The sequence below is a fragment of the Pantoea sp. AG1095 genome, from assembly GCF_003208415.1.
Classification (GTDB): domain Bacteria; phylum Pseudomonadota; class Gammaproteobacteria; order Enterobacterales; family Enterobacteriaceae; genus Pantoea; species Pantoea leporis.
Map to the genome: position 1 here is coordinate 400,307 of NZ_QKMJ01000002.1, position 20,782 is coordinate 421,088.

The 20,782-nt window shown below is 46.4% G+C and carries 18 protein-coding genes and 1 other annotated feature; of the genes, 3 read left to right on the forward strand and 15 right to left on the reverse strand.

The features are described from left to right. The first annotated feature begins 37 nt into the window (after positions 1-37). Positions 38-4,270 (forward strand): rhamnan synthesis F family protein, encoded by a 4,233-nt coding sequence (locus tag DEU53_RS08415; RefSeq protein WP_110866658.1) that lies wholly within the window; start codon positions 38-40, stop codon positions 4,268-4,270. Positions 4,271-4,350: 80 nt separating this feature from the next. On the opposite strand, the gene DEU53_RS08420 is transcribed toward DEU53_RS08415, so the two are convergent. The 12 genes from DEU53_RS08420 to hisL all read right to left on the reverse strand — a co-directional run bounded on the left by DEU53_RS08420 (position 4,351) and on the right by hisL (position 14,244). After that, a complete protein-coding gene (locus tag DEU53_RS08420) occupies positions 4,351-5,466 on the reverse strand; it encodes a succinylglutamate desuccinylase/aspartoacylase family protein (protein WP_110866659.1) in 1,116 nt (371 codons plus the stop codon). A 112-nt stretch (positions 5,467-5,578) separates the two neighbouring features. Beyond that, positions 5,579-6,376, reverse strand: coding sequence for an ABC transporter substrate-binding protein (locus DEU53_RS08425; protein WP_110866660.1), 798 nt, complete (start codon positions 6,374-6,376; stop codon positions 5,579-5,581). Between the two features lie 66 nt (positions 6,377-6,442). After that, on the reverse strand, positions 6,443-6,919 hold the full coding sequence (locus tag DEU53_RS08430) for a YbaK/prolyl-tRNA synthetase associated domain-containing protein (RefSeq protein ID WP_110866698.1): 477 nt from the start codon (positions 6,917-6,919) through the stop codon (positions 6,443-6,445). 88 nt (positions 6,920-7,007) lie between these two features. Beyond that, positions 7,008-7,619 (reverse strand): bifunctional phosphoribosyl-AMP cyclohydrolase/phosphoribosyl-ATP diphosphatase HisIE, encoded by a 612-nt coding sequence (gene hisIE, locus DEU53_RS08435; protein WP_110866661.1) that lies wholly within the window; start codon positions 7,617-7,619, stop codon positions 7,008-7,010. Continuing rightward, complete coding sequence (hisF, locus tag DEU53_RS08440) at positions 7,613-8,389, reverse strand: imidazole glycerol phosphate synthase subunit HisF (RefSeq protein WP_110866662.1); 777 nt, start codon at positions 8,387-8,389, stop codon at positions 7,613-7,615. The genes hisIE and hisF overlap by 7 nt, the downstream gene beginning before the upstream one ends. Beyond that, complete coding sequence (gene hisA / locus DEU53_RS08445; protein ID WP_110866663.1) at positions 8,371-9,108, reverse strand: 1-(5-phosphoribosyl)-5-[(5-phosphoribosylamino)methylideneamino]imidazole-4-carboxamide isomerase; 738 nt, start codon at positions 9,106-9,108, stop codon at positions 8,371-8,373. The genes hisF and hisA overlap by 19 nt, the downstream gene beginning before the upstream one ends. Continuing rightward, positions 9,108-9,698 (reverse strand): imidazole glycerol phosphate synthase subunit HisH, encoded by a 591-nt coding sequence (hisH, locus tag DEU53_RS08450; RefSeq protein ID WP_101763389.1) that lies wholly within the window; start codon positions 9,696-9,698, stop codon positions 9,108-9,110. The genes hisA and hisH overlap by 1 nt, the downstream gene beginning before the upstream one ends. Further along, entirely contained in the window at positions 9,698-10,765 is a 1,068-nt protein-coding gene (gene hisB / locus DEU53_RS08455; RefSeq protein WP_110866664.1) for a bifunctional histidinol-phosphatase/imidazoleglycerol-phosphate dehydratase HisB, read from the reverse strand. Before hisB ends, hisH begins: the two co-directional genes overlap by 1 nt. Continuing rightward, positions 10,762-11,838 carry a histidinol-phosphate transaminase gene (gene hisC, locus DEU53_RS08460; protein WP_110866665.1) on the reverse strand — a complete coding sequence of 359 codons (1,077 nt, stop codon included), beginning with the start codon at positions 11,836-11,838 and terminating at the stop codon, positions 10,762-10,764. The genes hisB and hisC overlap by 4 nt, the downstream gene beginning before the upstream one ends. Beyond that, positions 11,835-13,142, reverse strand: a complete 1,308-nt coding sequence (hisD, locus tag DEU53_RS08465; protein ID WP_110866666.1) for a histidinol dehydrogenase — start codon at positions 13,140-13,142, stop codon at positions 11,835-11,837. The genes hisC and hisD overlap by 4 nt, the downstream gene beginning before the upstream one ends. A gap of 4 nt (positions 13,143-13,146) precedes the next feature. Beyond that, positions 13,147-14,046 (reverse strand): ATP phosphoribosyltransferase, encoded by a 900-nt coding sequence (gene hisG / locus DEU53_RS08470; protein ID WP_008104821.1) that lies wholly within the window; start codon positions 14,044-14,046, stop codon positions 13,147-13,149. A 53-nt stretch (positions 14,047-14,099) separates the two neighbouring features. Next, positions 14,100-14,221: a sequence feature (His leader region), on the reverse strand. Then, entirely contained in the window at positions 14,197-14,244 is a 48-nt protein-coding gene (gene hisL, locus DEU53_RS08475) for a his operon leader peptide (protein ID WP_100396937.1), read from the reverse strand. It overlaps the preceding feature by 25 nt. A gap of 176 nt (positions 14,245-14,420) precedes the next feature. On the opposite strand from hisL, the gene DEU53_RS08480 reads away from it, so the two are divergent. Together DEU53_RS08480 and DEU53_RS23305 are read left to right on the forward strand one after the other, a co-directional pair. Next, positions 14,421-15,248 carry an SDR family oxidoreductase gene (locus DEU53_RS08480; RefSeq protein WP_110866667.1) on the forward strand — a complete coding sequence of 276 codons (828 nt, stop codon included), beginning with the start codon at positions 14,421-14,423 and terminating at the stop codon, positions 15,246-15,248. Between the two features lie 393 nt (positions 15,249-15,641). Beyond that, on the forward strand, positions 15,642-16,400 hold the full coding sequence (locus DEU53_RS23305; RefSeq protein ID WP_370445556.1) for an acyltransferase family protein: 759 nt from the start codon (positions 15,642-15,644) through the stop codon (positions 16,398-16,400). Positions 16,401-16,440: 40 nt separating this feature from the next. Here the strand turns inward: DEU53_RS23305 and DEU53_RS08490 are convergent, their stop codons facing one another. Genes DEU53_RS08490 through DEU53_RS08500 form a run of 3 tightly spaced genes read right to left on the reverse strand, consistent with a single transcriptional unit; the run spans position 16,441 to position 20,755 of the window. Next, positions 16,441-17,925: a glucosyltransferase domain-containing protein gene (locus tag DEU53_RS08490; RefSeq protein ID WP_158527631.1), complete on the reverse strand. Its 1,485-nt coding sequence runs from the start codon at positions 17,923-17,925 to the stop codon at positions 16,441-16,443. A gap of 53 nt (positions 17,926-17,978) precedes the next feature. Then, positions 17,979-19,232, reverse strand: coding sequence for a glucosyl transferase (locus tag DEU53_RS08495; RefSeq protein ID WP_110866670.1), 1,254 nt, complete (start codon positions 19,230-19,232; stop codon positions 17,979-17,981). A 59-nt stretch (positions 19,233-19,291) separates the two neighbouring features. Next, the gene (locus tag DEU53_RS08500) at positions 19,292-20,755 is read right to left on the reverse strand and encodes a glucosyltransferase domain-containing protein (RefSeq protein ID WP_110866671.1); all 1,464 of its coding nucleotides are present in this window, start codon (positions 20,753-20,755) and stop codon (positions 19,292-19,294) included. Between the last annotated feature and the right edge of the window lie 27 nt (positions 20,756-20,782).

Here is a 20,782-nt window from a genome sequence, read left to right on the forward strand (position 1 = left end):
TGTGTAGAATTGTACTTTTTTCTGGAAAGGAACATGTATGTCTTTTAATAAAAAATATGATCCAATATTAAATGAATCCACCTCTAAAAATGGAAAAGATAATTTCATTTTTTCCTCAAACACTTTAAGAATATTATCGGACGAAGATTCCGGATATTCGAACATTTCTATAAATGCAATTGCATTGATGAAGCCAATTGAGCTCACTTTGTCAGCATGGCTTGAACATATTCCTTTTGCATTCTGGTTAACAAATGCTCATCGACCAAGCGTTTTTGTTGAACTTGGTACACATTATGGTTCATCGTATTTTGCATTTTGCCAAGCTATTGAACAATTGAGGATTTCAACACGTAGTTATGCCGTTGATGCATGGAAAGGCGACGAGCATGCAGGTTTTTATGAGGAAGATGTTTATAGTTCAGTTCTTGCACATAACAATAAGCTTTACTCTCGCTTTTCAAGCCTAATGCGTATGAAATTCGATGAGGCAGTTAAATATTTCAAAAATGGAGAAATTGATCTATTACATATTGATGGTTTTCATACATACGAAGCAGTAAAAAATGACTTCGAAACATGGCTACCAAGAATGTCGAAACGTGGTGTAGTTATTATCCATGATAGCAACGAAAGAAAAAAAGACTTTGGTGTTTATCGGTATGTAGAAGAATTACGCAAAGTTTATCCTTGTTTTGAATTTTCTCATGGTCATGGACTTACTGTTATAGGTGTCGGTGAGGAGCAATCTATTTCAATGCGTCAGCTTTTTGATGCTGATAAAAATGACAAAGAAGTTCGTAATGTCCAAGAGGTTTTTTCTCGCCTTGGAAAAGCATGTTTTGATGAATATGAATTGAAATCAATAAAAAATTCATTAAATTTTATCAAATCTGATAGGGATAACGCAATTAAGCTTAATGAAAAACTGAATCAGGAAATCAAGAAGTTACAAACGATTTTGCAAGAAACTAAAACGGAATTAACGCAAAAAAAATCGGATTTGCTCAATGAAGTACAGCAAAACGCTACTGCAAATGATGAAATTGTATGTTTAAAAAATGACGTTCAAAAAATAAATGAAACTCTTAATGCACTCTCATCAGAACTAGTTGTTAAAGAATTTGAAATACACAAAATCCTTAACTCTACGTCATGGAAAATATCTTTACCTATAAGATTTACAAAACGTGTACTACGTTATATCAAACGTAATATTTTTAAAACCACTATTTCACACTCAGTTGTAGATGAGATTACACAGGTTGAAAATACTGAATTCAATGAATTTGATGTAGCATGGTACTTAGCTACTTACCCTGATGTAGCTTCCTCAGGCATAGAACCATTCGAGCATTATGTTGTGCATGGTAAAGATGAAGGACGTTATCCTTCTGAAAAAGCTATGCAGATGTCTGAAGCTCCTGACATGGATGAAGAATGGTATCTTGAAACTTATTCGGATGTAAGAGACGCAGGTTTATCAGCTATTCATCATTATCTCTCACATGGAAGAAAAGAAGGAAGATTCTCTTCATTAGCACGTTTACATGCACAAGACTTAGATACTGAGTGGTATCTAAAACAGTATCCAGATGTAGCTGCAATTGAAATTGATCCTTTGAAACATTTCCTTCTTTATGGATATTCTGAAGGTCGTAAACCATGCGCGATGCCAAGGATGTTAGAGGCACCATATTTTCGTTATGGGCCCTCTGAATATGGGGCTAGAGGCAAACCATTAATTTTTGATGCGGATGTGAATTTAAATGTAGGGTTTTCTAAAACTATAGGTGTGCATTTACATCTTTATTATGTTGACTTGTCTGATGAATTTATTAAGCGTTTAAGTTCTATTCCGGTTAAGTTTGATTTGTTTATTTCTATTCCTAAAGGAAAGTACTCTATAGGGGAGATTAGCTCTCATTTTTCAAATGAATTGAAGTTATTAAATGAATTAGAGATAAGGGAGACTGAAAATATTGGAAGAGACGTCTTCCCATTTATAGTTGAGTTCGGCAAGGAACTTTTATCCTACGACATAATTCTTCACATCCACTCTAAAAAATCACCTCAAACAAAAACCAAGGGATGGAGAAGATTCCTTTTGCACTATACTCTGGGTAGCCGTTCAATAACTACGCAGATATTGAATGCATTTGATGAAGATTCAAAACTAGGTGCTTTTTTTCCTGCTTATTTTTATGGCACAACACGTCAACCGCTCTGGGGTGGAAACAGCTCGATAGTTGAGGAACAATTGAATAGGCTGGGGTTCACCTATGATATGACTTACTGTCCTGATTATCCGGCAGGATCTTTTTTCTGGGCACGTTCAGAGGCATTAAGACCATTACTCGATGGCCAGTATAAGATAGCGGATTTTGATACTGAAGCAGGACAGTATGATGGAACACTAGCTCATGGTTTCGAAAGATTATTTGGAGTAATTCCTCTTCTGCTAAATTACACTACCAATATGAGCTTTGTAGATAGAGATTATCGTCTTGTAAACTACTATGATCGTGAGAGGTTTGCACAATTACCATATGGAACATTGCCGCATTTTCAACATGACCGCTCTTTAGATATCCATTCTTATCAGTTAGCTTTAAAGCAAGAAAAGACTCGTCAAGCACGTATTGCATTGGTGACGGCTATTATTGGTCCATTTGATACATTACTTCTTCCAGAATATATTGAAAAGGATGTGGATTATTATTGTTTTTCTGACAATGTCACGGATGGATATGGTATTTATCAAATAAAACAACCTCCTTATATTGATTCAGATCCCCGTCGTACTGCACGATACATAAAAACTAATTTATTGAAATACATTACCGGTTACGATTATGTGCTTTGGATTGATGCCAACGTTGAACTTAAAATACGAGTTTCAGAACTCGTTCAGCAAGTGAGTTCTTCGAATCATAAATTAGGAGCTATTAAACATCCATTAAGAGAAAATCTTTTTGATGAAGCTGATGAGATTCTCGAGTGGCAACTTGATGATCCGATTACAGTTAAAGAGCAGATAAAACGCTATAAATCCATTGATATTCTTCAGACGGACCCACTAATTGAAAGCAACGTTTTGGTTATCAATGCTCGTGACGAAAGCATTAATAACTTTATGCGTTTATGGTGGAATGAAATTAATAACCATAGCAGACGCGATCAACTTAGCATTGGTTACGCCTTAAATCAGGCTGGAGTTACCTGGCTTCCATTATTAGATGAATCACAATCTGTGCGTGATTCTGATAAATTCGCCTTATATAGACACGGTTTAAATGAGTGGGGGCCAAAGCCGCATATTTATGCAAGCTGGTACAAGCCCACTTTAGATACAAACGAAGACACTTTTAAACATTCCAAGCATACTGAAATCGAATTCTTGGATAAGCTTGACTTAGATATTGTTGTTTGTATTCATAATGCATTGGATGACGTTCGTGCGTGTTTAGCTTCTTTGAATAAGGTAAAAGAAAGAGCCAATATTATATTAGTTGATGATGCATCCGATTTAGATACAAAGAATTTCTTAGAGGAATATTCCAAAGAAAATGGTGTGATGTTGTTGCGTCAAAATGAGAGAGTTGGTTACACCAAAACATCGAATAACGGTATTCGCTCAGGCATTAGCAAAAACGTCTTACTTTTAAATAGTGATACTATTGTTCCTGAAGGGGCCTTAGATAAACTTTGCCACGCATTAAACACGCATGAAAATCTTGGTATAGTTGGTCCCCTATCCAATGCCGCAAGTACTCAATCTGTTCCCTCAATTAAGGGTTCTGCAGGTCAGACAGCAATTAATGCACTTCCTGGAAATTTAAGTCCTGCTGTGATCGATCATCATTTTAATAAAATATGGGATCATGAGCTTGTAAGAGTTCCATTGGTTCATGGTTTCTGCTTTATGGTAAAACGAGAAGTTTTTGCGAAGATCGGTCTCTTTGATGAAGAGAATTTCCCGCATGGTTATGGCGAAGAGAATGATTTTTGCTTCCGCGCAGCGGATGCAGGTTTTGATTTGGCTGTACTCACCAATACTTATATTTACCATGCTAAATCAAAAAGTTATGCTAGCGATGAACGTGTGCGCTTAATGGATGCAGGTATGAAGGCGTTGGTTCGTAAATATTCTGTGAAACGGATTGAACGTTCAGTATCTACTATGCAAATTCAACCTAAATTAGAGAAAGCGCGTATAGATGCACAAAAACTCTATGATGAGTATGCAAAAAAAACTGAATTAGATTGAAGTTTAGCAGTTTGCTTTTTTTATTTTCTGAATTAGAAGCCTGATGATTTACATCAGGCTTTTCTATAATTTTTAAAAATCTACCCCACCAGCAACTCCCCCCGTCTCCCCGCATTCTCCCCAGCTAACCGCACCACCAACATCCCCGCCGTCACAAACTTGGTCAAATTCCTCGCATACAAAACGCCACCAAACTCCGCCACCAGCGGCATCACCTGGTCAGTAATCGGATCAACAACCTCCGCCACTACTTCCCCAGCCTTAATCCACTCACCCAAATTACGTCGGTAAAACACCAATCCAGATTGCGCCGCATGAATATACTCACATCCCGCCAGCGCCGTCGCCGGATGAATCAGGGCAGGGGATTCACCCACTTCACCGGCAATATATCCGCCCTCAATCAGTGCATTGATAATCGCGTCAGCATCTTTCTCCGCCATCTCAGGCGATACATCCGCCACACCGCGTAGTTCCAGCGTCACCGGCAGCAAGCCGCGCGGCATCGGATACTCATCACCAAAACGCTCTGCCAATGTTAGCCACGGCTCACAGCAAGCCTCATCAAACGGTTCACCGCCAGATATCTGCGCCAGCAACTGCACTTCACTGCCTAACCAACGCGCCAAAGGTTCAATGTCCGGCCACGCGTGCGGCGTGGTGTAGAGGTGCGGCAGCGCATCCCAGTCACAATGCAGATCAATCATCAAATCGGCCTGGCTCGCCATACGCATCAGCGTAAAGCGCTGGGCATCCAGTTCGGTGCGGGCAATGCGGTCACGATAATGGCGATCAATCGCTTCTCTGATCAGGCGCTTGTTTTCGTATTCACTTTGCGTCAGTGAGCCAGCGAGCTCTTCAACCAGCGCTTCACCCAATGCCGGGAAGCGGCGGTTAAAGTCTTGTCCTGATAACGTATGGAAACGCCCCAAATGGCTACCATGCCAATGCTGTCCCATGGCTAAAGGATTCGCCACCGGCACCAATGTGATTTTGGATTTGAGTTGTCCGGCAGATTCCAGCGCCAGCAGTTTCTGTTTCAAGTACCATGCCACCGCCATGCCCGGCAGCTCATCGCCGTGCAATGCAGCCTGAATGTAGACGCGTTGCTGTGAATCCGTACCGAAGTGGAAGCTGACAATTTCGCGTTGCGTGCCCAGCGAGGCGCTTAATAGAGGATGATGTTGTTGTTGCATAACGCTATCGATGTCCTTTATTCATGGCACGCTTTCAGCGACGCCAGATGCATTTTCTGATGGAATTATAGTGCTGAGTGCAAAAAGGGCGGCAAAAAAGCCGCCCAAAAGATTACTGCTGGATGGAGATGTCCGTTGCGAAGTACTTTTTCTGAATTTTATCGAAAGTGCCGTTCTTCTTCAGTTCGGCAAACGCGTTATCCAGTGCGGTTTTCAGTTCGGTGTCGCCTTTACGCAGACCAATCGCGGTGCCCGGACCGATAATTGGGTCCTGCACAATCGGGCCAGCCAGCTCGAAATCTTTGCCCTGCGGATGTTTCAGGAAGCCATTGGCGGCTTGAGCGGCATCAGTAAACACCACGTCAAGTCGACCCGAAATCAGGTCGCTTTCTACCTGCGCCTGATCGCCATAAGGTACAACCTGCACGCCATGCGGCTGCCATTTTGCCAGCGCATAACGCTCCTGCACGGTGCCTTGCTCAACGCCCACGGTTTTGCCTTTCAGCGATTCAGCGGTTGGCAGCAGGCCAGAACCTTTACGCGCAATCAGCTGCGTATGGGTGTCGTAGAGCGGCACGGTGAAATCAATCTGCTTCAGACGTTCTTCGGTGATGCCCATATCCGACAAGATGGCGTCGAACTTACGCGCTTTCAGCGCCGGGATCATGCCATCGAACTGGCTCTCCACCCACACGCATTTGGCCTTCATCTGCTCACACAGCGCATTGCCGAGATCGATATCAAAACCGACCAGTTTGCCCTGCGGCGTTTTGGATTCGAAAGGAGGGTAGGTGGGATCCACTGCGAAACGCACCTGATCGATTTTTGCCTGCGCGCCAAACGCGCAACTTGCCAGCACAGCCAGCACCAGCGTGTGACGCAGGCGGGCGTTTAAACGAGAACTTGCCATAATATCGGTCTTCTTTTGATGTGATGTTGAGTCAGAAAGAGTACCGCTCAGGGCCTGGCAAGGCAATTAGAGTATTATTTTCATAACGTTACCATTATGCAGCGCCTGATAATCCGCAACATTCAGCACCACCGATTGCTCCAGCAATCCGGCATTGAAGGCGATTTCGTCATAGCGTTCAAACAGCAGCGGATCGACCACCAGCTGTAAATCAGGATGGAAGCTTAACGGTGGAATAGCCCCGAATACGCAGCCTGTCAGCGTATCCACTTCCGCAGGCGAGGCCAGCGAAGCGCGTCGACCGCCAACCGCTGCAGCAACCTTGCTGAGATCCGCTTGCTGATCGGCAGGCAGCACCGCCAGCACATGTTGCTTGATGCCGTTGCCTTTCACATGACACACCAGCGCCTTCGCGCCTTGCCCAACTTCCGTGCCGCGAATCGCCGCCACCGCTTCGCACTTGCCGGTCGCTTCATGCTCCATCACGCGATAGCGCGCCTGATGTTGGTCGAGCAGGGCGAGCAATTTTTCATGTGTGGTCATGGTGTTTTCCATGCTGATGAATAGCGTAGGGTGCGCATTTATGCGCGCCTGGGACATTGGTCGCCATGAATGGCGACCCTACGAAACGTTATTTATGACGCGCGCGCAGATTATTGATGATGGTGCTCAAATCCAGCTCCTGATCTTGCAGCAGCACCATCAGGTGATAAAGCAGATCCGAAGCTTCATTGGTCAGCTCGTGACGATCGTTAACCGTTGCCGCCAACGCCGTTTCCACGCCTTCTTCACCCACCTTCTGCGCGATACGCTTGGTGCCGCTGGCGTACAGCTTCGCGGTGTACGAACTCTCTGGATCGGCGTTTTTGCGCGAAGCCAGCAGCTGCTCCAGCTGATAGAGGAACGTCCAGTCTGGCGCAGCCGGTGAGAAGCAGCTGGAGGTGCCGAGATGGCAGGTTGGGCCAATCGGATTGGCCAGCACCAGCAGCGTGTCGTTGTCGCAGTCCGGCGTAATGCTCGCCACTTGCAGGAAGTGGCCCGAGGTTTCGCCTTTGGTCCATAAACGGTTTTTAGTACGTGAGAAGAAGGTGACGTTACCCTCGCTGAGGGTTTTTTGCAGCGCTTCTTCGTTCATATAACCGTGCATCAGCACTTCGCCGGAAACGTTGTGCTGGACGATAACGGGCATCATGCCCGCGGTTTTGACCCAATCCAGCCTGGCCAGTTGTTCTGCAGTTAACACGCGCGAATCTCCACACCGTTGTCGATCAGGAAGTTTTTCAACTCGCCGATATTGATAATTTGTTTGTGAAACACCGAAGCTGCCAGCGCACCATCGACGTTCGCCTGCTCAAAGGCGTCGAGGAAGTGCGGCATAGTGCCTGCGCCGCCGGAGGCGATCAGCGGCACTTTGCAGACATCGCGCACTTTCTTCAGCTGCACCAGATCGTAGCCGTTACGCACGCCATCCTGATTCATCATGTTGAGCACGATTTCGCCTGCGCCCAGCTTCTGCACTTCCTGTACCCAATCCAGAGTTTCCCACGTGGTCACTTTGGTGCGCGCTTCGTCGCCGGTGTACTGATTGACGTGATATTTGCCGCTCACTTCGTCAAACCAGGTATCGATGCCCACCACGATGCACTGCACGCCAAAGCGATCGGCCAGGCGCGTAATCAGCGTCGGATCGGCTAAGGCCGGCGAGTTGATGGAAATCTTGTCGGCACCAAACTGCAGAATGCGCGCCGCGTCTTCTTCGCTCTTAATGCCGCCCGCCACGCAGAAAGGAATATCGATCACTTCCGCCACGCGCGACACCCAGCTTTTGTCCACGACGCGGCCATCTGATGAGGCGGTGATATCGTAGAACACCAGCTCGTCCGCACCTTCCTGCGCATAACGCTGCGCCAGCGGCACAATGTCACCGATGATTTCGTGGTTGCGGAACTGAACGCCTTTCACCACTTGCCCGTCACGCACATCGAGACAAGGAATTATCCGTTTTGCCAGCATGCGATTGCCTCCGCCACCGTGAATTTATCTTCCAGTAACGCGCGACCAACGATCACGCCCTGTGCGCCGCTGCCGCGTAACGCCGCGATGTCATCCAGCGAACCGATGCCGCCTGAAGACTGAAAAGCGATGTCCGGGAAGGCCGCGGACACTTCTTTATACAGCGCGACGTTGGAGCCGCTCAGCGTGCCGTCGCGCGAAATGTCAGTGCACAACACATGCCTGAGGCCAACCGGCTGATACCAGCCAATCACCTCTTCCAGCGTCACGCCCGCCGCTTCCTGCCAGCCGCTGATCGCCACCTCTTTGCGGTTGTTGGCATCAATGCGCACATCTAATGCCAGCACGATGGCGTCGGCGCCAAACTCGTCAAACCAACTTTTGACTTCTTCCGGTTGCTTCACCGCGGTGGAACCCACCACCACGCGCGTGGCACCCGCTGCCAGCAGCGCCGCCACGTCATCGCGATGGCGGATGCCGCCACCAACCTGCACCGGCACGGTCACGCCGCGCAGTAAGGTGGTGAGCAGAGGAATCTGACGTTTGGCCGGATCTTTCGCGCCGGTCAAATCCACCAGATGCAGCACTTCAGCACCCTGGCGTTGGTAATCCTGTAAGCGCGGCAGCGGATCGCTGCCATAATCGCGCTGCTGGCCGTAATCGCCCTGATGCAGGCGCACCACTTTGCCGTCGATTAAATCTAATGCGGGGATAATCATCACATCTCCAGGAAATTTTTCAGCAGCTGCGCGCCGGCTTTGCCCGAACGCTCCGGGTGGAACTGCACGCCGAAGAAGTTATCTTTCTGCAGGGCAGCAGTGAACGGATAACCGTAATCGCACTGGGCGATGGTGGCGGCATTCACTGGCATGGCGTAGCTGTGCACGAAGTAGAAGTAGCTGCCATCGGGAATGTCGCGGAACAGATGGTGGCCGGCTTTAGCGGTGATCTGGTTCCAGCCCATGTGCGGCAGCGGTAAATCCTGCGTGTCCATCAGCGTGACGGGCTCATCAACCAGGCCGAGCGTGGTGACGCCGCCATTCTCATCGCTACCGCGACCGAGCAGCTGCATGCCGAGGCAAATACCGAGCACCGGCTGAGTACAGGCTTTGATTAAGTCGATGAGATCGCGCTCCTGCAGCTGATTCATCGCCGCCTGCGCGGTGCCCACGCCGGGCAGCAGCAGCTTGTCGGCATGCAGCACCACATCCGGGTCGCGGCTCACCTGCGGCGTGTAGCCGAGGCGCTCAATGGCCCACTTCACCGAAGACAGGTTGGCGCAGCCGGTATCGAGGATCACCACGTTCATCACAGCACTCCTTTCGAGCTCGGCAAGCTGTTGCCTTCCACGCGAATCGCCTGGCGCAGCGTGCGGCCAAAGGCTTTGAACAGGCTTTCCACACGATGGTGATCGTTACGGCCTTTGGTTTTCAGGTGCAGCGTGCTCATCATTGCGTAGGAGAGGGAGCTGAAGAAGTGCTCGACCATCTCGGTGCTGAGATCGCCGACACGCTGGTAGCTGAACTCGGCTTTGAATTCGATGTGCGGACGGCCGGAGATATCCAGCGCGCAGCGTGCCAGGCACTCATCCATGGGCAGCACAAAGCCGAAACGGCCGATGCCACGTTTGTCGCCGAGCGCTTTCAGCAGCGCTTCGCCGAGCGCCAGACCGGTATCTTCCACTGTGTGGTGATCGTCGATGTAGAGATCGCCTTTCACATCAATGTTCATGCGGAAACCGCCGTGCACCGCAATCTGGTCCAGCATGTGATCGAAGAAGCCGACGCCGGTGTTAATTTTGCTGCCGCCTTCACGATCCAGCCACACTTCGACTTTGATCTGCGTCTCTTTGGTGTTGCGTTGCACCAGCGCGTAACGATCGCGCTGGGTCAGGCGCGCCTGAATCGCATCCCAATCTTCGCCTTCCGCGCCGTAACGCAGGCCCTGAATGCCCATGTTCTGCGCCAGCTGGATATCGGTGAGACGATCGCCAATCACGTAGCTGTTGGCGGTATCGAGCGCACCGGCGGCCAGCCAGGCTTCCACCATTTTGGTCTTTGGCTTGCGGCAATCGCAGTTATCTTCCGGCATATGCGGGCAGATCAGGATGTCGCTGAAATTCACGCCTTGTGAGCGGAGAATCTGCATCATCAGGTTGTGCGGGCCGTCAAAATCGGCCTGGGGGAAGCTGTCGGTGCCGAGGCCATCCTGATTGGTGATCATCACCAGCTGATAACCCGCTGCCTGCAACGCCAGCAGCGCCGGAATGGCGTTCTTCTCAAACGCCAGTTTCTCCATGCGATCCACCTGATAATCAGTGGGTGGCTCAGAAATGATGGTGCCGTCGCGGTCGATAAAAAGGATCTTCTGACTCATGCTTGCTCCACTGATAAGGCTTGCAGCGCGGCGATCAGGCGCTCGCACTCTTCACGGGTGCCGATGGAGATGCGCAGGCATCCCGCAAGGCCGGGGTTTTTATTTTGGTCGCGCAGAATAATGCCTTGATCCCACAGCGTTTTAAACACTTTTGGCGAATCAGTGAAGCGCGCCAGAATATAGTTGGTTTCACTCGGGAACACCTGCTGCACTACGCTAATCTGCGGCAACTGCTCAAACAGCCAGGCACGATTGGCGTTCAGCTCGGCAACGTGTTGACGCATCAGCGTAATGCCTTGCTCGCTCAGCGCTTGTCCAGCCACATCCGCCACCGGCGTCGCCAGCGGATAGGGCGCAATCACCTTCATCAGCAGATCGATCACCGGCTTGTTCGCGAGGGTGAAGCCGCAGCGCAAACCGGCCAGCGCAAAGGCTTTAGACAGCGTGCGCAGAATCACTAAGTGCGGATATTCCTGCAGCCAGCCCGCCAGCGTCGCGTCCGGGCAGAACTCGATATAGGCTTCATCGGCCACTACCAGCGCTTTACCGGCGGTCATCGCCAGCAGTTCGCGGATATCATCCTGATTGATCAGGTTGCCGGTCGGATTATTCGGGCTGCACATATAGACGACTTTCACGCCGTCGAGCTGGTCAGCAATTGCCGGCAGATTCAGCTGCCAGTCATCGAGTGCCGCCACGGTGCGGTATTCGATACCGATGGTTTCGGCGCTGACGCTGTACATGCCGTAGGTTGGCGGGCAGAACAGAATCGCATCTTTGCCCGGCTCGCAAAACGCGCGCATCAGCAGTTCGATACCTTCATCCGCACCGCGGCTGACCAGAACCTGCTCCGGCGTCAAACCGGCGTAAGCGGCATAGCGCTCAATGACAATCTTTGGCTGGCATTCCGGATAGCGGTTCAGCGTCTGCTGCGACAGCTCAAACGGCACCGGCAGCGGGAATTCGTTGGCATTCAGCCACACATCACCGTTACCACCCAGACGACGCGCCGATTGATACGGCGTCAACGCTCGCACGTTGGCGCGCGCTAACTCTTCAATATTCAGGCTCATGCTTGCTCCTTTAGCGCGGCAACACGCAGGGTAACGGCATTTTTGTGGGCTTCCAGCTGCTCGGCGGCGGCCAGCGTTTCAATCGTCGCGGCAAGATTGAGGAAGCCTTGCGGCGTCAGCTCTTGCACCGTCATACGTTTCTGGAAATCGGCCAGGCCAAGGCTGGAACAGGTCGCGGTGTAACCGTAGGTCGGCAGCACGTGGTTAGTGCCGGACGCGTAATCGCCGGCCGATTCCGGGGACCAGTCGCCAAGGAATACCGAACCGGCGCTGGTGATGCTTTCGACCAGATCGCGCGGCTGGCGCGTCTGAATGATCAGGTGCTCCGGGCCGTACAGGTTGGAGATCTCGATGCACTGCTCCAAATCGCGCAGCACAATCAGGCGGCTGCTCGCTAACGCCTGACGCGCGGTAGCCGCACGCGGCAGCTGCGCCAGTTGCTCTTCAACCGCTTGCGCCACGCCTTCGGCCAGTTGCAGCGATGGCGTCAGCAGAATTACCTGCGAATCCGGGCCGTGTTCCGCCTGCGACAGCAAATCAGATGCCACGAACGCGGGCGTGGCGCCTTCATCGGCAATCACCAGCACTTCCGATGGACCGGCTGGCATATCAATTGCCGCGCCATCTAAACGCTGGCTAACCTGACGTTTGGCTTCGGTCACATACGCGTTGCCTGGGCCAAAAATCTTGTCCACTTTCGGCACGGTTTCGGTGCCGAAGGCGAGGGCGGCGATGGCTTGTGAGCCGCCCACCTGAAACACCTCTTTCACGCCACACAGCTGTGCCGCGTAAAGAATTTCATCGGCAATCGGCGGCGGCGAGCACAGCACCACGCGACCGCAATCGGCGATGCGTGCCGGTGTCGCCAGCATCAATACGGTTGAGAACAGCGGGGCGGAACCGCCAGGAATGTACAAACCCACCGATTTGACCGGACGGGTAATCTGCTGGCAGCGCACGCCAGGCTGAGTTTCCACATCCACTTCCGCCAGAATCTGCGCGTTGTGGAATGTCTCGATATTGCCCACAGCCACGGCCATCGCCTGCTTCAACGTGTCGCTCAAACGATCGCTGGCCGCTTGCATCTCTTCAGCGCTGACGCGCAGGTTATCCACCTGCGCTTTATCGAAGCGCGCGCTAAATTCACGCAGCGCCGCATCGCCGCTCTCTTTCACTTGCACTAACACGTCGCGCACGATCTGGCTGATAGTTTCTGAAGCCGAAATCGCCGGACGCATCAGCAGCGCATGCTGCTGCTCTGCGCTGCACTGCTGCCAATCAATGGGTGTCATCAGCGTGCTCATGGTATTACTCCAACATTTTTTCAATTGGCAGCACGAGGATCGAGCTGGCACCCAGCGACTTCAGCTTTTCCATGGTTTCCCAGAACAGCGTTTCGCTGCTCACCATGTGCATCGCCACGCGGCTCACATCACCGGCCAGCGGCAGCACGGTTGGACGCTCAGCACCCGGCAGCAGCGCAATCACTTCATCCAGGCGCTCGCTCGGCGCGTGCAGCATGATGTACTTGGATTCACGCGCTTTAATTACGCCCTGAATACGCGTCATCATTTTGTCGACCAGCTCTTGCTTGGCGGCCGGCAGTTCGCCATCGCGCTGAATCAGCACCGCTTTAGAGCGGTAGATCACTTCCACTTCGCGCAGGCCGTTGGCTTCCAGCGTGGCACCGGTTGAAACCAGGTCACAAATCGCATCGGCCAGGCCAGCGCGAGGAGCAACTTCGACAGAACCGTTCAGCAGGCAGGATTTAAAGGCGACGCCTTGTTTATCGAGGTATTTCTTCAGCAGGTGTGGATAAGAGGTGGCGATGCGGGCGTTATTCAGGCATTGCGGGCCGGTGTACTCTTCATCAACCGGCATCGCTAGCGACAGGCGACAACCGCCGAAATCCAGACGACGCAGCGTGAAGTAACGCGGATCTTCGCCCTGAGCACGGCGATTCAGCAGCTCCTCTTCCAGCACGTTTTCACCGACGATACCGAGATCGACCACGCCATCCATTACCAGGCCAGGGATATCGTCATCGCGCACACGCAGGATGTCGATCGGCATGTTCTCCGCAAACGCAATCAGACGCTGTTGCTGAAGGTTAATTTTGATACCGCAGCGTGCCAGCAGTTCGCGTGATTCATCACTTAAACGGCCAGATTTCTGCATAGCTATGCGAATACGGGTGTTATCTAACATGGTTCCTGTCCTCTTATTCAATCCTGTCTGAACGTGTTGGTTGGCGTTCGCCCATAAAAAAACCCCCGGAAGATGATCTTCCGGGGGCTCTCTTTGCGTTCGCACCACTGGAAGATCCTAATCGTCTCCCAGCACACATCGCCTGAAAGACTAGTCAGGGTGATGGTGATGATGGTGGTTGAACTGAACGCGTGTCATAGTAAATTCCGTTGCTGAATGAGTATTCATTTGCGTGCTGAATAACCTAACGAAGATGGTGACAATTGGCAACCCTTTTTTAACCGTCAATTTCCGGAATCTCCCGAAACAGTTTACGCTGGTTTGGCACATCTACCCGCACTAAGATGAAGTGTGAGCCCATAGCAGGAGTCGATATGAAAAAGGTCGCGATCGTAGGTCTGGGATGGCTGGGTATGCCGCTGGCGATGGCGCTAACGGCACGCGGCTGGCAGGTCACCGGCAGTAAAACCTCGCCGGATGGCGTGGACGCCGCACGCCGCTGTGGCATTGAAGCCTTCCAGCTGGTGCTAACCCCCGAACTGGAGTGTGAAGCCGAAGAGTTAGATACGCTGATGGCAGTCGATGCGCTGGTGGTGACTTTGCCTGCCAGCCGCACGGTGAAAGGCGGTGAAGATTACATGCAGGCGGTGCAGAACGTGGTGGATACCGCGCTGGCGAAGAAAGTGCCGCGCATTATTTTCACCAGCTCAACCTCAGTGTACGGCAGCGGTGAGGGTGTAATGAAAGAGAGCAGTCCGCTGCAGCCGGAAACCGTCGCCGGCAAGACGTTGGTAGAGCTGGAGAACTGGCTGCACGATTTGCCCGGCACCAGCGTGGACATTGTGCGCCTCGCAGGATTAGTGGGGCCGAATCGTCATCCGGGGCGTTTCCTTGCCGGTAAAACCGGGCTGGAAAACGGCGGTCATGCGGTCAATCTGGTGCATCTCGATGATGTTGTTGATGCGATTGTGCTGTTGCTGCAAACCCCGAAAGGCGGGCATATATACAATTTGTGTGCATCTAAACATCCATCGCGCGATAGTTTCTATCCCAGCGTATCGAAGCAACTGGGGCTGGCGCCGCCGACATTTGCCGTTGAGCCGGAGCGTTCAGCGGGGAAGGTGATTGATGGCTCGAAGATCGCTAACGAGTTGGGCTTCGAATATACGTACGATGACCCGATGAAAATGCCGCTGGAGTGACATCTAAGTCTAATACTAATTAGCAAATGCTATTGTAAAACTATTTCCTTAGGGTTTCCTGAAGGAAATGGTTGCTGAAATTTAATAGGTATGATAATTCTACTCTAATAATCTAAATAACAAATAAAATGATGGGGTCCGTCTTGAAAGATAAAAATATCAATATAGAATTTCTTAGAGCTCGGCTGTCCTTTCGGTAATCTTTATACATATGACTATGCGGCATTATTATGATTCTAAGTTAATGGCTGAGAATCAACCTGCACGGTTATTTAGCCAGGTTTATTATAATCTAACAATTTTTTTGCGCCCCTGTTTTTTATTATTTCTGCGTACTTAAAATTTAATTTTTATTCCAAAAGCTCTATTTTTTCAAGGGGCATGTGATTATTCATTCCTTATATCACATGGTCTTTTATTTACTATGCTTATAGTTGTGGGACTGATGTAAGTGTTTTTATTATGAAGGTGTTTACATCCAAAACATCATTTCATTTATGGTTTATGCCCCCATTTATTGGTTATGCGATTTTATTGCCAATGATAAAGTATATTTTTAATGAGGATGGCAAGGATAAGTTTAGGTTTATTATTTGTTGTGTGTTTGTCTTTTCAATTTGTATACCGTCAATTATTAGTATTATAGGGCTGTTTATAAAAGAGCAAGAGTATCTTGTTAAACTCAACCAGTTTAACCTAACCTTGCCGGGGTACATTCTATATGCAATGGCATTTCCGTACTTACATAAAAAAATAAATATAAAATTAGGGATGTTTGTATACTTAATTACAATTGCATTTAATGTGCTTTTGAATGTTTTCTCATCTGAGAAAATTGGGAGGCCTGTTGAGATATTTTATGGGTTTACAACATTAACTGTTTTCCTGTCATCATATATTTTCTTTAATGTAGTTATGACTGCGGACCTCTCGTTTCTTCCGAATTTTATGAAGTGGATTACATATGAGGTTGGTGAGTGTTCGTTTGGAATATATTTGGCTCAACGGCTAGTATACCTTTCATTGGATAAATTAGGTTGGCTGAATCACGACAGAGCTATCGTGGACCCGCTCGTAAATACGCTTGTAACATTCGCGGTTACTCTTTTATGTGTTGGGGTTTTTAGACGGATTAAATTCCTTCGTTATTAAATGTGAATATTAAAAAGCCCACCACTATGGTGGGCGGAATTTATTTATTGTATTGACTAAGTTTATCAGAAAGTTTTACAATTAAAACGCCGTCCATAATTGATATGGAATCCCGGTTTGGCCATGACGGCAAGGTAGAACCATTTATTCTTGAGTTTGCAACCTGTTCACGAGTTGGTATTTTCGCGTTAAACATGTTACTCATGGCTAGATATCTGTACATTCTTCCATTATTCCCGCCATCTTGTTCAAAAAAAGATCTCCCAAAAATATCAGTTCTTTTCATTCGCCATGAATTGAAGGGAGTATAGCTACCATAAAAGAATATTGGTGTGGATTCAGATTTAAATTGAGGGTATTTTGAATAAATTGTATTTATTATTTGTGAGGAGAGATTTTTATCTGCCTCGCGAGCCATATAATCACTATAGAAGAGTTTATTTGAAGATGAGGATCCAATAAAAAGAATAATTACTGATGCCAGTATTGCGGTAATATTTAGCCTCCATAGAATTGAAGCCAAGATAAAAAGTCCAGCAAGGACAACTGGTGCTTGAGTCATCGTTCTAGGTGGAAGTCGCATTCCAATTCCGATATATAAAAGGAATGTAGACATCAATAAAGCAATGATGGAAAGTAGTGACAATATTTTATTGGAGGGTTTAGTTAATATTTTTATTGCGCATGCAATGACAAGCGGGATTGATAGTGAAAATAAATTCATTCCATAATCAGCATTGAAGCTGAAGTAATCCCAGATAAATGAGCTTAAGTTCCTTAAAATTTGTTCCGTACTTGCAATCTTCCAACCAATGCGCTCTGAAAGATAATCGGAAATAGGTATGTTATAGTATCGAGAAAAAAAATTCGCCAGTGAGGCATTAATTATTAATGAAATTAGCGTTAGTATGGAATATGTGGTCGTGACTTGTAATGATTTTTTAAAGTCGATTTCTTTATTAATTGCCGAAAGAGAAAGCCATATGCACAATAATGATGCTGCATATAAAAACATAGATTGATAAATAGATAATGAAAAGACGGTGAGAATTATGAAAATTAGAGACTTAATAATGTTTATTTTTTTTAAAAATTGCAACGACAAGACGGATGCAAGCGTAGAAAGTGCCACCGTGTCTGCCTGATTGCTAAATTCAAATTGATAAGCCATTTGTGGTAGAGCTGCAAGTACAATCACAAATGCGACAGATTTTTCAAATGAAAGGCTAAGGTAGTTAGTTGCTAATGTTGATGATATTGATAGAATAATAAGAGCTAGAGATAATGTAAAAAAAGGTACAAATGGTTCAGGTAAAATATAATGCCTTAATAAAGCATGTCCCCAACGACCAAGCGAAATAGTTTGTGAGAAGTTATCGAATGATTCTTCATCAATTGATAAAGTAAAGTGAGTTAGTTCAAAGCCGAATATAAGAGTATAGGATAAAAAAGCAGCAATGAAAATGTATAAGTCATTTTTACTAAAGTGTCTTTTTAAATGAAGATTATATATAGACATTGTCATGATTGGCCTTTTTTTAATTAAAATTGATGACATTTTTATAACTAAATTGATGATTATTTTTTTAATAATTCCATTGTCCACCCTGGTGGGTTAATTCTAATTATCATCTTTTCACCATGAGGAAGTGTTGCAAATTTTTTCAAGTCTTCATTATAACCGACATCAGGAAATGGTTTCATTCGGAAATCAGTTGTGGTGCAAATTATGGTAAATGCGATAATAAAAAAGAGAAGTTGATTTTTTAAAATTTTAACCTTGTCCGCCATATAAAGAACTAAGCAGAAGAAAGCGAAATTTGTCACTATAAAATATCGTTTCCCATTATCTGGTCCTAAAAATACGGGCCACTGAGGATCAGTAGTGCTCATCATTGGTTTAGCAAGAGCAAAACCAAACATAAGAATAGGAAATAATGCTGCAGTTCTGAAGCGCCAACTTCCTTTGAACGTAAAATATAATATAGGGAGTACAAGCACGATGAAGAGTAATGATCTGAGCAGTTCGTGCTTCGGAATGTTTGCCACAATTGAATTATTCAAAAATGTGCCAGCTACAATTCGATAAGATATTATTTTCACTAGGTTTGAAAATGAATCACCGAGTGGCGCAGTAGATCTTGAATTCTCAGGTGAGGTTAGTATTGCAGTGATTTGAATAATACAACATACCGCCATAGTCAAATCGAACTTATTAATGCCTTTAATGGCATTAACAAATCCACCGCGTTCAGCTATGCGCTTTATTATCAGGCAGGGCGCGATGAATACGACAAATGGGCCGCTTAGACCACTTATTATTAATATGATATAATCATGAATAGATTCTTTTATAGAACTAGGGGGTGGCGCTATTAAGACGGCTATGAGATATATTGATAAATACCAATGAGCGTTAGTTATATTAACAAATGCCTCATCGACATTTGGCATAATGATAAAATAAAAACATGCAATGAAACGATATTTTAGGTCTATAAAATTCATTCGATGTGAAATGATGAATCCAACAAACATGCATCTAATCAAAATTGCAATTATGTTAGCTAATAACGAAGCGTTTTCAATTCCAAATAGAAGAGAAAAGCCATATGTTATTCGGGATATAGTTTGATAATAACCATTCTGTGGCAGGAAAAGAGAAGCCCAGAAACCATCATTATAAATTCCTGCCATCCAAACCCGTCCATCCTCAGCCCAAGGTTGGGCATTAGTAATTATATCAGGACGTCGCAATACGAGCAGTACAAACGCTAATGCCATAAATCCAATAATTGTTGCTGCGTTCATATGTCTGATTTTGCTATTCATAAGTAGATACCTTCATACCACTTCTCCGTACTAACATTAAAAAATTGTTCAACACTGATTTAATCTGAGAGTTTGACGATTATATTATCATCGATCAGTTTAATACTTCCTGAATTAGGCCATGATTGCATTGAAGATAAATAGCCTTTGTATTTTTCTTTAATTTCATTGACCTGAGGGTAATTGATCTTATCAATGCCTGACATATTAATATAATTAACAATTCGTCCGCTATCACCTCGTTCAAAGAAAGAGACGCCAAAATCATCTGAGTTGAATTTTTTCCAGCCATTCAGATCTTTCAAACTTCCAATAAAATAAATATTGCTTTTATCACGACCGAATTCAGGTTGAACATTATAGATATCATGCATTATACGTCTTGCTATCATTTCATTCTGCTTGTCTGAAATATAATCAGAATAAAATAGTTGGCTAACTGTCGTGCATGCGGTAATCAAAAAGGATAATGTAATAACGCTCTTTATAACGTCACTTTTTAAATATGAAAAAAAGATAACAATTAGAGCGGAAAAAACTAACGATAATTGACTCAGCGTTCTTCCCGGAGTGCCGCCACCTATTGCGATATTCAGAGCGTAAGGCATTATCAATATTATTAGAACTAATAATACGATTAATGCTAGGTTGGTGTTTCTTTTCCATGCATTAATGCAAATTATCAAAACTGCGGCTAAATATGTAAAAGTATACGTAGCAAGTCCATATAAAGGATATGGCCCCGATCTTTCATAAATGAAAGAAAAAGCATTTTTTATTCCGCCACTAAAACCTAATGTCCCCCAAGTGATCAGCCCAGAGAAATATGAGGCAGAAGTAACTCCGTAATGTGATTTTATCTTCGACGTTAAAATAATATAAATCGCCACAGATATAGCCAGACAGATAGCAACTTTAAACGATAAGTTAAACCATTTTTTAAGAGAACAGTTATCATTACATGTATCAATCAAAAGCTTAATGGTTATCAGTGTAGCACTGAAAAAAATGAGTGATTGATATATTGATAGCACGATAACGTTGAGCAGTATGAAAGCTATAAAGAAAATAACTCGGTCTTTAAGAGCCAAAACTGCACTAGAAGCCGCCAAAAATATAGCTACGCCAAAAGTTTCATCCTGGTTAGAGAACTGAAGCTGATACGCAAATTGAGGCAAAGCAATAAATAGCACTGAAAAATATGCAGAATTCGTTTTATTTAAACCTAATGCATAACAGCATATGCCTGCCGCTGCGGATATACAAATTAATGCAACAATCATAGAGGAAAATGGAGACCAAGGTTCGGGGAATATAAACTCCTTGAGCCAAGCATGAGACCATCGTCCTAAGTCTATCATGTGAATAAAGTTGTGGGTTGTGTCTTCATCAATTGATAAAGTAAAGTGACTTAACTCATAACCATAAACAATCAAACATGATATAAAAGCACCTATGAAACCATATAAAATATTTGTGTTTTTTTTAAAATAACTATCGATTCTGGATTCTGAAATCATCATATTCACTTTTACAATTTGATTTTTGAT